Raw genomic sequence first — 14,060 nt, 5'->3', positions numbered from 1 at the left:
TGAGCCCGCACACCACCCTCGGATCCCAACTGAAGGAAGCCTGTGTCGACGAGCACGTCTAAGAAAGAAGAAGTCACGAAGAACATCGAGGCCCTCGCGTCGGCTCTCGATGGAGCGACTTCGGTGAGCTACGAGGCGCTCAAGGCCTCCGCCAAGTCCCTCGGTATCTCCCCGTACAAGGTTGCATCGCTCTCCAACAAGCTCGAGGAGGCCGGGATCGAGATCCTCGACCGCCCGAGCGACTCCCGCAAGAAGAAGGCAGCCTCGAAGAGCAGCGGCGCGAGTAAGGGCGATGCCGCTGATTCCGCCGAGGCCCCGAAGAGCGGCAAGAAAGCTGCGTCGAAAAAGGACACCTCGAAGAAGACTGCCCCGAGTGCGCATAGCGAGCCCGAAGCGGAGACGGCCGAGCAAGACGCTCCTCGTGAAAAGGACGGCTCCGAAGAAACAGAATCGAAGGCCTCACGCAAGAGGGCTGCCAAGCGCACGTCGGCGAAGAAGGCCGGCAAACGCGGCACCAAGAAAGAAGATTCCGCTGCGGAAGGCTCCAGCGGCGCAGACGACACTGACTCCGCCGACGACGACGATCCGAGCAAGGGCTTCGCGCTCACGAACGACGATGATGATTCGCCGGCTCAGCAGGTTGTGACCGCCGGCGCCACTGCCGACCCGGTGAAGGACTACCTCAAGCAAATCGGCAAGGTCGCGCTGCTCAATGCCGTCCAGGAGGTTGAGCTCGCCGAACGCATCGAGGCCGGGCTCTATGCCGAGCACAAGCTTAAGCAAGATCCATCGCTCAAGAAGAGCATCGAGGGCCGCGACCTCGAACTTATCGTTGCTGACGGCAAGGCAGCTAAGGACCACCTGCTCGAGGCAAACCTCCGACTCGTCGTGTCGCTGGCAAAGCGGTATACGGGCCGCGGCATGCTCTTCCTTGACCTCATTCAGGAAGGCAACCTCGGTCTCATTCGCGCCGTAGAGAAGTTCGACTACGCGAAGGGCTACAAGTTCTCGACCTACGCGACCTGGTGGATTCGTCAGGCGATCACACGTGCGATGGCAGACCAGGCCCGCACGATCCGCATCCCGGTTCACATGGTCGAGGTCATCAATAAACTCGCACGCGTTCAGCGCCAGATGCTCCAGGATCTCGGCCGCGAGCCGCTTCCAGAAGAACTCGCGAAGGAACTCGATATGACCCCCGAAAAGGTCGTCGAGGTCCAGAAATACGGCCGCGAGCCCATCTCGCTGCACACCCCGCTTGGCGAGGATGGCGACAGCGAGTTCGGTGACCTCATCGAAGACTCCGAAGCCGTTGTGCCCGCAGATGCCGTGAGCTTCACGCTTTTGCAGGAACAGCTTCACTCCGTACTCGATACGCTCAGCGAGCGCGAATCCGGTGTGGTCGCGATGCGTTTCGGCCTCGAGGACGGCCAGCCCAAGACCCTCGATGAAATCGGCAAGGTCTACGGAGTGACGCGCGAGCGTATCCGCCAGATCGAGTCGAAGACCATGAGCAAGCTCCGGCACCCGTCGCGCTCGCAGGTCCTTCGCGATTACCTCGATTAAGTCGAGTCAAGAGAAGAACAGTGGCCGCACCGTGTGGTGCGGCCACTGTTCTTTTCTAAGGGCTTTTGGGCTTCCCGCAGTCACTGCGCCCTATTCGGCGCTCAAGCGCTCGGTTTCGTCGACAACGCGAGGGGCGATTCCCTCGAGCGCCTCGGCGTTTGCGCGCGCGTGGTGGGCGCAAAACAGAAGCTCGCCGCCCACCTCAAGTTCGAACTTCACGTAAGCCTGCGCGCCGCAGCGATCGCAGCGATCGTGCGCGGTCAAAGTGCGTTCTTCAAGCATCGTTTCCATGCCCCCATTCTCGCCTTGACGCGCCCTCGAAGCGAGCAGTAACGATCCCGGTTCGCTCGCAGCGCAATCGCCTGTGGTACGCCTAACGCGGGGCAATCGTCGGGCCCAAAAATCCACCGAAACAGGGGCGTTCCCGCCTAAGATCGGGGCGTGGCACAAAAGACAAACTCCCAGACGGCAGCCTACGATGCAGCGAACCTTCAAGTCCTCGAAGGCCTCGAAGCCGTACGTAAACGCCCAGGTATGTACATCGGCTCGACGGATTCGCGCGGCCTTATGCACTGCCTGTGGGAGATTCTTGATAACGCGGTTGACGAGGCCCTCGGCGGTTTTGGCGACGAGATCACGATCATCCTCCACCCCGACGGCTCGATCGAAGTTCAGGACAAAGCGCGAGGCGTCCCGATCGACAAGGAGCCGCGCACGGGGCTCACGGGCGTCGAAGTCGTTTACACCAAGCTGCACGCGGGTGGGAAGTTCGGCGGCGGTTCATACTCGAATTCGGGCGGCCTCCACGGCGTCGGTGCATCGGTCGTCAACGCGCTGAGTTCTCGCATGGACGTCGAGGTTGACCGAGGCGGCAAAACCTACGCCATGAGTTTCCAGCGAGGCATCGCGGGCACTTTTGACGATCAGGGCGCGCCCGATCCTGCCTCGCCGTTTACGAAGTTCACAGGCGCAGGTGAATTGCGCGAGATCGGCAAGGTCAAGCGAGGCGTCACTGGCACGCGCGTGCGCTACTGGGTCGATTCGCAGATCTTTATCAAAGGAGCCCACGTCGTCCTCGACGAGATTCAGCGCCGCGCCCGCCAAACGGCGTTCCTCGTCCCAGGGCTCACAATCGTTCTTCTCGATAGGCGCGAAGAGCGCACCCCCGAACAGAGCGAGCGCACCGTCTTCCACTACGCGGGCGGTATCTCCGAATTTGTCGACTATCTCGCGAAGGACCAGAAAATCACCGACGTGATTCGGCTGACGGGATCGGGCGACTACACGGAAACCGTGCCGGTTCTCGATAAGAGCGGCCACATGGTCTCCAAGGACGTGAGCCGTACGTGCGAAGTCGATATCGCTTTGCGGTGGGGTGCGGATTACGACACGACCGTTCGGAGTTTCGTCAACATTGTCGCAACGCCCAAGGGCGGAACCCACGTCACCGGCTTTGAGCAGGCGCTCGTCAAGGTCGTCCGTAAGGCCGTCGATGCGCAATCGCGCCGCGTGAAATTCAACGCGAAGAAAGAAAAGATCGAAAAGGACGACACCCTCGCGGGCCTCACCGCGGTGGTCACCGTCCGTATCGATGAACCACAGTTCGAGGGCCAAACGAAAGAAGTCCTCGGGACCCCCGCCGCGCGTCAGATCGTCGCGAAAGTCGTCGAGCGTGAACTCGGCGCATTCCTCGCATCGACCAAGAAGGGCGAAAAAGAGCAGGCGGCGCTCGTTGTGGACAAGGTCGTGAGCGAGATGCGGGCGCGCGTGGCCGCACGCATGCACAAGGAAGTTTCGCGCCGCAAGAACGCGCTCGAATCCTCGACCATGCCCACGAAGCTCGCCGACTGCCGCCACACCGGGATCGACCGCTCCGAGCTGTTCATCGTCGAGGGTGACTCGGCACTCGGCACCGCGAAAAGCGCACGCGACTCGGAATTTCAGGCGCTCCTGCCGATCCGCGGCAAGATCCTCAACGTTCAAAAAGCCTCGATTACGGACATGCTCAAGAACGCCGAATGCGCCAATATCATCCAGGTGATTGGGGCCGGCTCTGGGCGCACATTCGATATTGAGCAGGCGCGCTACGGCAAAATCGTCATGATGACCGACGCCGACGTCGACGGCGCCCATATTCGCACCCTCCTGCTCACGCTTTTCCACCGCTACATGCGCCCGCTCATCGAGCAAGGCCGCATCTACGCGGCAGTGCCCCCTCTGCACCGCGTCGAGATCATTCACGGCGGTTCGAAAAAGAACGAATACGTGTACACGTACTCCGAGAAGGAACTGCAACAGCTTCTCAAGAAGCTCGAGCGTTCGAAGAAGCGGTACAAGGAGCCTATTCAGCGCTACAAGGGCCTTGGTGAAATGGACGCCGACCAGCTCGCGGACACGACCATGGACCCGTCGCAGCGCCTGCTTCGTCGCGTGACGATTCAGGATGCCGAATCGGCCGATCGCGTGTTCGAGCTCCTCATGGGCTCCGAGGTCGCCCCTCGCAAGCAGTTCATCGTCGAAGGCGCGGAAGAACTCGACGTCGAGAGGATCGACGCCTAGAGCTCAGTTGTGCTCGAGGGTATAGCGCGCCGTGAGAGTGTGCGTCGTTCCTGGGGCGAGATGCACAGTTCCGCCTTCGCTCACCGCAGTTTCGACGCACACGAATCGCGTCCATTCGCTGTCGGGAATGTCGGCGGTGGCGGCGACGTCCGCCTGCCAAGGCGTCCACACGACCGTGCGGCTTGCGCCGTGCTGGTCGATGACCATCCGACGCGCGGCACCGGGGTCGGTCAACACGAGCGGCGGTGCTGCTTCGAAGACCAGGTCGGTGGGGGCGCAGAAGCGGAGGACCGAGGGGCCTAGGCCCGCGGTGCGAGAGCGGGCAGCATCGGTGTAGGGAACGTTCTCGAGGCCTCCGACGGTTGCCTCGCGCACGTCGCTCACGAGGAAATACGTGTGGAACGCCGCCTCAAGGTCGAGGGGTGTGCCGCCTGCGGTGACGTCCAGGCTGAGCTCGAGTGTCGCGCCCGCACGGACGTGCAGCCTGGCCGCTTCTACTTCGAACCCGAGATAGTTGCGGATCTCAGCGAGGTCGAGGGAGACGTTGATGGTGCCGTCGGGGGTGACCTCAACGCTTGCAAGCTTCCACTGGGCACGCCGGAACCATCCGTGTTGTGGCTCTTCGGTGCCCGAGTTTCCGCGGCCAAACCACGGGCCTATGAGCGGGACTCCGCCGCGGATGTGATGCCCGGGAGTGAACGTCGCAAGGGGCGAGAGACACAGGGTCTCGTCATGACCGTTCGGGATCCAGCTCGTCACGTGGCCGCCGGACAGCGAGAGATCGAGGGCGCATGCGTGAGTGCGGGCGCTCAGTACGGTGGCGCCCTCGCGCTCGCTGAGCGTCACGCCGTCGGGAATGGTTAGTGGCGTCATGACAGGGAGCCTACCGAGGCGATCGGGAGCGTGAGGGGCGAGCCGGATCCGTCTCGCCTGGCGATCGGCGAAGGAAGGTCGATGGGAGCGCCGGCATCCGAACATGCGAGTGCGGGCGAATTGACGATCCATGCGGAGATCAGCACGTCTTCGCCGCGCAGGAAGCGATGGCAGCGAACGCCACCTGTCGCTCGTCCCTTCGCCGGGTATTCCGAGGCGGCGGAAACCTTGAGCGAGCCTGATTGGACTCCGTCGAGTGCGCTCGAGGAGCCCGCGACGGTCACGACTTCGCCGGGTTTCGTGACATCGAAGGCGCCGAATCCGATGACCGCGTCGCCCTCGCCGAGCTTGATACCGGCGACGCCCGAGCCGCTGCGTCCCTGGGGACGCACGCCCGAGGCGGGGAAGTGGAGGAGGTGAGCGTGGGCGGTGATAAAGACCAGATCCATGTCGGCATCGTCGCGCATGTCGACGACGCCCACGACACGGTCGTCACCCTTGAGCGTCAAGATGTCGAAACCGTCCGACTTCGGGAAGTCTCTGTTGACGCGCTTGACGACGCCGTTCGCGGTACCGAGCGCGATGCCGCCTTTGTCGGTTTCACCTTCGGGAAGGTCGAGCCGCACGAGGCCCACGACCGTTTCACCTTTCTCGAGCGAGAGGAGGTCGGTCAAGCGTGTTCCGCCCGCGATCGACGAGGATCCAGCCGAAGGTGCGAGCGCAGGAAGGTCGACGACATCGACGTGGAGGAGACGACCGAGGTCGGTGACGGCGCCAATCACGGAGCGTGTCGTTGTGCTCACGCGTGCACGGATGACATCGTGTTGCGAGCGCGTGTGCGCATCGGCATTTACGGCGTCGATGCGCGGGACCCTGGCAACGAGTCCGGTTCCGGACAGGAGGACATCGCACGGCGCGTCTTCGATCTCGAGGCTCGCGGGCGTGGCTTTGGCCTTCGCGGCATCGGCCTCGAGGAGGATCGTTCGGCGCGGCGTTCCATGCTCTTCGGCGACGGCCTGAAGCTCTGCGCTCACAACGCGGTGGAGCGCAGCCTCCTCGGAGAGAATTTCCAGCAGCTCTGCGATCTCGCGTTCGAGTTCGTCGCGCTCTGACTCGAGCTCGAGCCGCGAGAACTTTGTGAGTCGGCGAAGACGCAGTTCGAGAATGTATTCGGCCTGTGCACTCGAAAGGTCGAAGACGGCCATGAGGCGCTCGCGCGCACTCTCGACCGTGTCCGAGGAGCGAATGATCTGAATGACCTCGTCGATGTCGACGATCGCGATGAGGAGGCCCTCAACGAGGTGGAGACGATCGCGCCGCTTGCCGAGACGGAACTCAGTGCGGCGACGCACGACGTCGATGCGGTGATCGAGGAAGACGCGCAAGAGCGGTTTGAGGCCGAGCGTGCGGGGTTGCCCGTTCACGAGCGCGACATTGTTAATGCCGAAGGAATCCTCCATGGGGGTGTGCTTGTACAGCTGCTGGAGGACTGCCTCGGGATTGAAGCCGCTCTTGAGGGTGAGCACGAGCCGCATTCCGTTCTTGCGGTCGGAGAGGTCCTGGTAGTCGCTAATGCCCTGGACCTTCTTGGCCTGCACTGCATCGCGGAGCTTTTCGGCGATTTTCTCCGGGCCGATCTGGTAGGGCAGTTCGGTCACGACGATCGCCTTCTTGCGGCTCGTGACATTCTCGACTTTGGTGGTCGCGCGCATCTTGAAAGTTCCGCGGCCGGTCTCGTAGGCGTCACGGATACCGTCGAGCCCTACGATGCGGCCACCGCTTGGAAGATCGGGGCCGGGAACGAAGCGCATAAGGTCCTCGAGCGAGGCCTCTGGATTGTCGAGGAGGTGACGCGCAGCCGCGATGACCTCGACGAGGTTGTGGGGCGCCATGTTGGTGGCCATGCCCACCGCGATACCCGCGGCGCCGTTGACGAGGAGGTTCGGGTATTGGGCGGGCAGGACTTCCGGCTGGAGAAGCTGATTGTCGTAGTTCGGCACCATGGTGACGACGTCCTCGTCGAGCGAGGCCGTCATCAGGAGCGCGGCCTTAGCCATGCGCGCCTCGGTGTAGCGGGCGGCCGCGGGGCCGTTGTCGAGCGAGCCAAAGTTGCCGTGGCCATCCACGAGGGGCAGGCGCATGTTGAAGTCTTGCGCGAGCCTCACGAGTGCGTCGTAGATCGCGGAGTCACCGTGCGGGTGGAGCTTACCCATCACATCGCCGACCACACGCTGGCTCTTCACGTGCCCCTTATCGGGGCGAAGGCCCATGTTGTCCATCGTGTAGAGAATCCTGCGCTGAACAGGCTTGAGGCCATCGCGGGCGTCGGGGAGCGCGCGGGAGTAGATCACCGAATACGCGTACTCAAGGAAGGACGTCTCCATCTCGCTCGTGACGTCGATGTCGACGATGTTTTCCTTGATCGGCTCCGGGGCGGGCGTAGAGGTACGTGAGGCCATGCAAACCATTGTGCCAGCGTCAATCCCACATACGGCGCAGGCGGCGAACGTAGAATTGTCACATGGCACGAGGAAGGCGAAGTGCGAAAGGGCGCGCACACGGTGGGCTCTACCCCGAGTGGTGGTCCTCCTACGAATGCGCGGCAAACGGCATGGGCATCCTCGTTCGGCCTCTCACGCCCGCGGATGCCCGTGCACTCGAGGCCTTTTACGGCGTTTTATCTCAGCGAACGCGGTATCAGCGGTTTTTCACGTCGAAGCAGTCGCTTAGCCGCGATGAGCTCAAGCGGCTCACGCGCGTCGATGGACGTGATCGCATCGCCCTCGGTGCGTTCCGGGGGGAACAGATCGTCGGCGTCGCGCGTTTCACCCGGACCGCTCCCACGGTTGCGGACCTCGCGTGCGTCGTGGCCGACCATCTCCAGGGGCAGGGATTTGGTACAGTACTTCTCGAGCGCCTCACCGAACTCGCACGTTCGGTTGGGGTCGAGACCTTCACCGCAGATGTCCTCGCTGACAACGACGCGATGTTCCGCGTCCTCGAGCGTTTGGGTTTCGCTCTCGAGCGTGGCGAGGCGGAAGAAGGGGCCGTGGCCCTTTCATGGAGCGCGGTTCCGACGGCTGCCACCGATGAGGCGCGCCGCGATCGCGTACGTCGAGCCGAGGCCGCATCCATGTCGCTGTTGTTTGACGCGACGTCGATCATGGTCGTTGGGGCAAGTCGACGGCGCGACCAAGTAGGGGCGCAGATCATTCGCGGGCTTATCGCAAGCGGTTTCAACGGCACTATTTTCCCCGTGAATCCCGAGGCTTACGAGATCAACGGGTTGAAGAGTTTTGGAAGCATCGCCGATGTGCCAGGCCCCGTCGACCTCGCTGTCCTCGCCCTCCGGCCCGACCGTTGTATCTCGGCCATAGATGATCTCGCGGACCGCGGCGTGAAGGCAGCGGTCGTGGTGAGCGCAGGTTTTGCCGACGCGGGCGATGAAGGCTATGCCGCGCAAGAAGCGCTCGTGCACGCTGCTCGAAAGCACGGAATCCGCATTCTGGGCCCCTCGTCCCTCGGCTTCTTTAGAACGGGGGAGAACCCCCTCAACGTATCTTTGTCTCCACGAACCTCGGAACGTGGAACGATCGCGATGGCGGGGCAGTCAACGGCGCTCAGCGCGATGATCCTCGCGGGGGCTGATTCACGTGGCTTGCGGGTGAAGGAATTTCTTTCCGCGGGAAATCGCGCAGACCTATCCCTGACGGACGCTCTTGAACGCTGGCGCGAGGATGAGGACATCGAGCTCGTCGCACTCTCGCTCGAGTCCCTCGGCGACCCAGCGCGCCTCATCTCCCACATAGAGGCCCTTTCGGCGCGCGTGCCCGTGCTCATCGTGCGCCCGCCGAACGAACCTGAGCGAGGGCCCGCCGACACCGCGCGTCAGTCCTCGACGCTTCCCGATGACGCGATTAATCAGATCCTCGACCGTGCCGGAGCCTTGCGCACCCAGAGTGTCGACCACCTCCTCGATACCCTTGCTCTGCTATCCCGCGAGGGGCGCGCGCACGGCACTCGCGTGGGCCTTCTCTCGAATTCGAGTGCGCTTGGTGCGACCTTGCGCGCCGCCGCGCACGAGGCTGGACTCGACGTGCGAAGTGAGAACTTCCGCGTGCCGATCGTCGGCGACGACCGGTTCGTTTCGCGCGCCTTCACGGCGATGGCCGCGCCCGGGGGAGTGGACTGCGTTATCGCCGCGATTCTGGACACTCAGCGCGTGGATCTCATCCATCTCGCCGAGGCTCTCGCGACCCTCGCCTCCGGCTCCGCCGTCCAGGTGCTCATGGTCGTCGTGAGCGATGAGCCCCGCGTTCGCGTGCTCAGGTCCGCGCTTCGCGAAAACCCGAACCTGCCGCCGGTATTCGCCACTGCATCCCGTGCAAGCGAGGCTCTGGCCACGTCGCTGCGGGCTGCGCACACGCGTGCACACAGGCGCCCCTCTGCGCACGCTCCTCGAACCCTGACCGCCGCTCAACTCGATGACGCGCGCACGGCCCTTGCGTCATCCCAATTTCCACGAGCCCTCCTCAGCGCTCTCAACCTCCCGTATAACGATGTGCGCAGGGCTCGCGAGCACGAGTGCGAGCTTCGTATTCGGCTCGACCGGGATGAAGCCCTCGGACCGATCCTCTCTCTCGCACTCACCGGAATCGCCTACGAGGTCTTTGGCGATGCGTCCTATGCGCGCTTACCGCTTCACGGCGGCACAGCGGAGGCCATGCTCGAGGAACTTGTCGCGGTGAGCGTGCTTGATGCCGCCGCTCCACGTGGTTCGCATGGCCGCGCGCTTCTCACGAGCGCCATCGATACTCTCGCTTCTGCATTCCTCGAGCTTGAAGACCTCACGTCGCTCACTCTGAGCCCAGTGCGAGTGAATGCCCGTGGGATAGAGATCAGCGGATGCGAGGCAACCGTCGGACCACGCCACCTGAGCACGCCTGACCTCACTACACTGGAACCATGAGCCTTCCACCGACACTTCTCACGGAACTTGAGCTTGCCGGATATTTTCCCGACACGGCCCGCGCCGCTCTTGAGCGTGCGGTGCGCGATGCCCGAATCCGCAGCTATCTCGTGAGGCCCGAGACCACATTCGACGGGCCGGAAGTGCGACGTCACCTCACGATCCTCGCGCTCACGGACGACCATTTGCTCATCGTGCATCTCGACGATGAGAGCGCGGATGCACTCAATCCCACCCAGGTCATTGTGTCGACCGAACGCGTGAAACTTGCTCGCGTGGGCAATCTCGCGCTTGCCCAGGCGTACGACACTGACGGAACCGCGATCGCACCGCGCGAAGCAGAGGTGACGCTCGGCCTCAGTTGGGGCGCGAACCGCAGGCTCGATGTGCAGCCCGCATGGTGCGATGACCCCCAATGCAGCGCCGACCACGGCTACACGGGTGAGAGTCGCGAGGCCGACCTCGTGCTGAGGGTGAGCGCACTCGCCGACGGCGAGCAGGCCATCGCCGACGCACTCGCGTTTTTCGATTCTCTCTACGACGCTACGCAATGACCGCCCCCGTCGATTGGCGCGAGGGCACGCCCCGCCTCGTGCGAAAGTGGCGTGACGCGCTCGAGGACGGTTCAGGGCGCGACCTCTTGATCCTCGTCGACGGCCTAGGCTTTGAGGCGCTTGAGCGTGCGAGGGCACACGCTCGGTTTTTCCGTGCCCACGCGAGGGAGATCGAACGAGAGACGACCATCGCGCCCGCGACCACGACGAGCGTGCTCGCCTCACTCTTCACGGGGCTCGCGCCGCTCAGCCACGGCATCCTCGGCTATGAAGGGCTTACGGCGAGCGGCTCCCGAGTCAACAATCTTACGGGTGCTAAGGACCTTGGGCCGCGCGAGTGGATTCGCGTGGATATTTCCGAGCAGCGCCAGCAGCGGCGGGTCGCGCACGTGGGGCCCGCACGCTACCGCACGAGCTTCCTCACGGGAATGCTCCAGCCCGCCGAACACTGGGACTTCTTCGGCTACTCCTCACCCGGAGGCCGGATCGGTGCCCTGCGAAAGGCACTCGCTCACGTGGGCGATAACGGTGCGTGCTATCTTCACGCTCCTGAAATCGACAAGGCTGGGCATCGCTATGGGCCAGGCTCAACCGCGTGGCTCGACGCTCTCGAGGATACGGATAGGTTCCTCGGCACGCTCATGCGTGCGCTTCCTCCACGGACCCGGGTGAGTATCACCGCTGATCACGGCATGATCCCCGCCAACTTTGACCACATTGCCGATCTCGCCCAGGCGCCCGCTCCGCTTTCGCGGTGCACGGGCGTCGCGGGGGAGGGGCGCGCACTCATGGTTCGGTTCAACAGTTCCGACGGTAGCCCACCCCTCGCCGATCTTCGCGACTGGGTAGGGGAGCGGGGCCTCGTTCTCGACGCCGAACAGATGCTTTCGAGCGGTCTGCTCGGCGACCCGGGTTTCGCCGATTCGCGGGTGGTGCACGAACGCCTCGGAGATGCCCTCATCTTTGCGCGGGGACACCACCAATTCACTCACACCGGCTTCGTGTCAGCGGCCTCTCTCGAGCAGCGCGGCGTGCACGGCTCGCTGAGCGAGGCCGAACTTTTCGTGCCGTTCCTTCAAATCGAGGTGTGAGTGGCGTCTTGAGGTGGAGGTGTCAGTCCCTGTGCCCGAAGACGATGTCATCCCATGACGGAATCGAAGCGCGCTGGCGCTTGGGCTTCTTCGCTGGCTTCTTTGGCTCATCGTCAAAGCCCGGAAGTGGTGTGAGCTGAGAGTCCTCGTCTCCGCCTTCTTCGGCTGACTCTTCGGTGCCATCGGCGGCCGGTGCGGTTTCTGCGGCGTCCTCGGCCGGCTCTTCGCCCTCGGGAGTCTCGTCTTCGCGAGGGTCCTCTTCGGAGGCCGAGGGGTCGTGCGCGGGGTCAGGAGCTTCGCTCAGATCCTCGGGAGCCTCGACATAGGAGACTTCCTCGGTGTCGAAAGAATCAGCGTGAACCTTGCGGTCATGGTGCCGCGCGGTAATCGGCACGATACGCACGGGGGCGGGGCGTTCCTCGCTCACAGGTTCGGGTTCCTCGCTGGCCGAAGGAGCCGGATCGGATGGTTCTTCTGGCGTGTATTCCTCGAGGCTCTGCCAGGGCGAGGTTTCTGTGGCGTCGGTCGAGTGCTCGAGCTGCGGCTCGGGCTGTGACACGGGTGCCTGCTGGCCGTGGTCGACAGACGGCGTGCCGCGGCGCGCATTGAGCTCATCGAGCTCACGCTCTGAAATGGGGGTGGTCGTCGCAGGAGTCTGGGCCGAACGAGGTGATTCGCCCTCTTCGACGTTGAACACGTGTGCGCGCTGCGCCTTGAAGCGGGGGCGCGCGGAGGGAGCCTCGGGTGCCACTTCGGAATCCGAAAGCCAGCGGGCCTCGTTGTCCTCGGCTGTCACGACGCGGTTCGGAAGATCGGCCTGCCACGTTGCGATGCGCGAGCGACCACCCGCGACGAAGGTGAGCTGGAGAGTCCAGGTACCGTCGCTTCGGCGCCACGCGTCCCAGTCGATGTCGTCTTCAACCCCTCGCGCACGGAGGCGAGGCTCAACAACATCGATGAGTTTTTCTGTTCCGCCTTTGGACGTGCGGAATTCTTGAGCACGACGGGCCGTGTGATCGCGTTCTGCTCGCACGGGCCCCTCGTAGCGCTTCACATGCTCAACATCCATGTCCGCAAGCTCGGCGATCGACTCGACTGTCGAGCCACCCCTGAGCATGGCTTGGATGTCTTTCGGTCGCAGCGCGGACGAATGGGACTGCTGAATGAGGCCAACGGACGAGGCATCGCGGCGCACCGCCGCGCGCAAAGCCTCATCAATGCGCACCGTGTACCGCTCGCCCTCAGCATCGAGCAGAATGAGGTGATCGGAGTTCTCGTGCAATCCGCCGAGTGTGAGCTCGCGCATTAAACGGCCTTCTTTCTCTGTCGAGGTCTCGCGTGCTGCCAATACTAAAGGGCCGGCCTCGAAAAATACTGCTGACACGTCGAGGTCAGAGCGATCGCGGCCATAGAGGCGCGAGGAGCGGAACTCTGGTATCTTCTTCGGACAGCTTGCAAAGTGAGAGCCAACCTGGGAGAATTCCCGCCGTTGCTCAACTCCGCATTTGGCGCCAAACCCCCAGCGCCCCAGACCCCCGTGAAAGAGAATCATGGCCACCGATTACGACGCCCCATTCAAGAAGGACGACGACTCGAGCGAGGACTCGATTGAGGAACTCAAGGGGCGCCGGAACGATAACGCCTCGCCTGCCGTTGACGAAGACGAAGCCGAAGCTGCCGAGGGGTTCGAACTTCCCGGTGCCGACCTTTCCAACGAGGAACTCTCGGTAACCGTGCTGCCTCGTCAGGTTGACGAATTCACGTGTGGCTCGTGCTTCCTTGTGAAGCACCGCAGCCAGATCGATCACGTCGAGGGCAAGCTCATCATTTGTAAAGAATGCTCGGGCGACTGAAACCCTGCGAACCTTTAGCGGGTGTGCGAGGAAGAATCCTCGTGCGCCCGTTTTTTCTGCGCGGTTTTGAGAGCCAAGGCAAAATCTTCGGGGCGTCGTAGCGATAACACGAGTGCGGGTGTCGGGTCGTCGGGGTCGATAACCGGTACTTCAACGCCGGTCGAAATCCATCCGCGTACAACTCGAAAATCAAGAGGGCGAATGTCCGGCCCCAGAATTTTTTCGAAATCCGCTTTGTTCAGGATGCGCGGTTCACCGAGAACATCCACCTCGATGCGCGCGGGGCCTGCGGCAACCACATCCGCGCGGACCTCCACCACGGGCGAGGAGGCGACGAGAAGCGCCGGAAAGAAAGCCCCGAGGGTGATGGCGGTGGCAATACCGACGATCTCGCTCAATGGAGTAAGAATCGCCCCCAGCAAAACACCGAAGATAATCGCGATGCACACGACAAATGGGCCGGGATGGAGGCGCTCATGAAACAGGGAGGTCATGGCTGCCATCGTCTCACATGCCTCGAGGCGTACACGCGTCGCGCCTTGGGCTCGTCTCTATACGTGCCGCACCACGCACCCAGGAATCAGCGAGAAGAACC

The 14,060-nt window shown here is 63.2% G+C and carries 11 protein-coding genes; 6 read left to right on the top strand and 5 right to left on the bottom strand.

Annotation, left to right across the window (positions count from 1 at the left end):
- Nucleotides 1–42 precede the first annotated feature (42 nt).
- Nucleotides 43–1,566 carry an RNA polymerase sigma factor gene (locus HMPREF3157_RS08510; protein WP_168161704.1) on the top strand — a complete coding sequence of 508 codons (1,524 nt, stop codon included), beginning with the start codon at nt 43–45 and terminating at the stop codon, nt 1,564–1,566.
- Nucleotides 1,567–1,656: 90 nt separating this feature from the next.
- Here HMPREF3157_RS08510 and HMPREF3157_RS08505 read toward each other — a convergent pair whose 3' ends face one another.
- Nucleotides 1,657–1,857 carry a DUF7455 domain-containing protein gene (locus HMPREF3157_RS08505; protein ID WP_070436097.1) on the bottom strand — a complete coding sequence of 67 codons (201 nt, stop codon included), beginning with the start codon at nt 1,855–1,857 and terminating at the stop codon, nt 1,657–1,659.
- Nucleotides 1,858–2,007: 150 nt separating this feature from the next.
- Between HMPREF3157_RS08505 and HMPREF3157_RS08500 the strand changes: the two genes are divergently transcribed.
- A complete protein-coding gene (locus HMPREF3157_RS08500; protein ID WP_070436096.1) occupies nt 2,008–4,125 on the top strand; it encodes a DNA gyrase/topoisomerase IV subunit B in 2,118 nt (705 codons plus the stop codon).
- Nucleotides 4,126–4,128: 3 nt separating this feature from the next.
- Here the strand turns inward: HMPREF3157_RS08500 and HMPREF3157_RS08495 are convergent, their stop codons facing one another.
- Nucleotides 4,129–4,998 (bottom strand): D-hexose-6-phosphate mutarotase, encoded by an 870-nt coding sequence (locus HMPREF3157_RS08495; protein WP_070436095.1) that lies wholly within the window; start codon nt 4,996–4,998, stop codon nt 4,129–4,131.
- Entirely contained in the window at nt 4,995–7,457 is a 2,463-nt protein-coding gene (locus tag HMPREF3157_RS08490) for a DNA gyrase/topoisomerase IV subunit A (RefSeq protein ID WP_070436094.1), read from the bottom strand. The genes HMPREF3157_RS08495 and HMPREF3157_RS08490 overlap by 4 nt, the downstream gene beginning before the upstream one ends.
- A gap of 62 nt (nt 7,458–7,519) precedes the next feature.
- Here HMPREF3157_RS08490 and HMPREF3157_RS08485 point away from each other — a divergent pair, with 62 nt between their 5' ends.
- From HMPREF3157_RS08485 to HMPREF3157_RS08475, 3 genes are read left to right on the top strand one after another with little or no spacing between them, the layout of a single operon-like run.
- The gene (locus HMPREF3157_RS08485; protein WP_070436093.1) at nt 7,520–9,967 is read left to right on the top strand and encodes a GNAT family N-acetyltransferase; all 2,448 of its coding nucleotides are present in this window, start codon (nt 7,520–7,522) and stop codon (nt 9,965–9,967) included.
- Nucleotides 9,964–10,521, top strand: a complete 558-nt coding sequence (locus HMPREF3157_RS08480; protein ID WP_016664670.1) for a DUF5998 family protein — start codon at nt 9,964–9,966, stop codon at nt 10,519–10,521. Before HMPREF3157_RS08485 ends, HMPREF3157_RS08480 begins: the two co-directional genes overlap by 4 nt.
- Complete coding sequence (locus HMPREF3157_RS08475; RefSeq protein WP_070436092.1) at nt 10,518–11,612, top strand: alkaline phosphatase family protein; 1,095 nt, start codon at nt 10,518–10,520, stop codon at nt 11,610–11,612. The genes HMPREF3157_RS08480 and HMPREF3157_RS08475 overlap by 4 nt, the downstream gene beginning before the upstream one ends.
- Before the next feature lie 22 nt (nt 11,613–11,634).
- On the opposite strand, the gene sepH is transcribed toward HMPREF3157_RS08475, so the two are convergent.
- Nucleotides 11,635–12,918 (bottom strand): septation protein SepH, encoded by a 1,284-nt coding sequence (gene sepH, locus HMPREF3157_RS08470; RefSeq protein ID WP_070436091.1) that lies wholly within the window; start codon nt 12,916–12,918, stop codon nt 11,635–11,637.
- A 244-nt stretch (nt 12,919–13,162) separates the two neighbouring features.
- Between sepH and HMPREF3157_RS08465 the strand changes: the two genes are divergently transcribed.
- The gene (locus HMPREF3157_RS08465; RefSeq protein WP_016664667.1) at nt 13,163–13,465 is read left to right on the top strand and encodes a DUF4193 domain-containing protein; all 303 of its coding nucleotides are present in this window, start codon (nt 13,163–13,165) and stop codon (nt 13,463–13,465) included.
- Nucleotides 13,466–13,479: 14 nt separating this feature from the next.
- Here the strand turns inward: HMPREF3157_RS08465 and HMPREF3157_RS08460 are convergent, their stop codons facing one another.
- The gene (locus HMPREF3157_RS08460) at nt 13,480–13,968 is read right to left on the bottom strand and encodes a DUF3093 domain-containing protein (protein WP_070436090.1); all 489 of its coding nucleotides are present in this window, start codon (nt 13,966–13,968) and stop codon (nt 13,480–13,482) included.
- Between the last annotated feature and the right edge of the window lie 92 nt (nt 13,969–14,060).

The organism is Dermabacter sp. HMSC06F07 (genome assembly GCF_001807345.1).
In the GTDB taxonomy this organism is placed as follows: domain Bacteria; phylum Actinomycetota; class Actinomycetes; order Actinomycetales; family Dermabacteraceae; genus Dermabacter; species Dermabacter hominis.
This window is presented reverse-complemented; position numbering and strand designations above follow the sequence as displayed.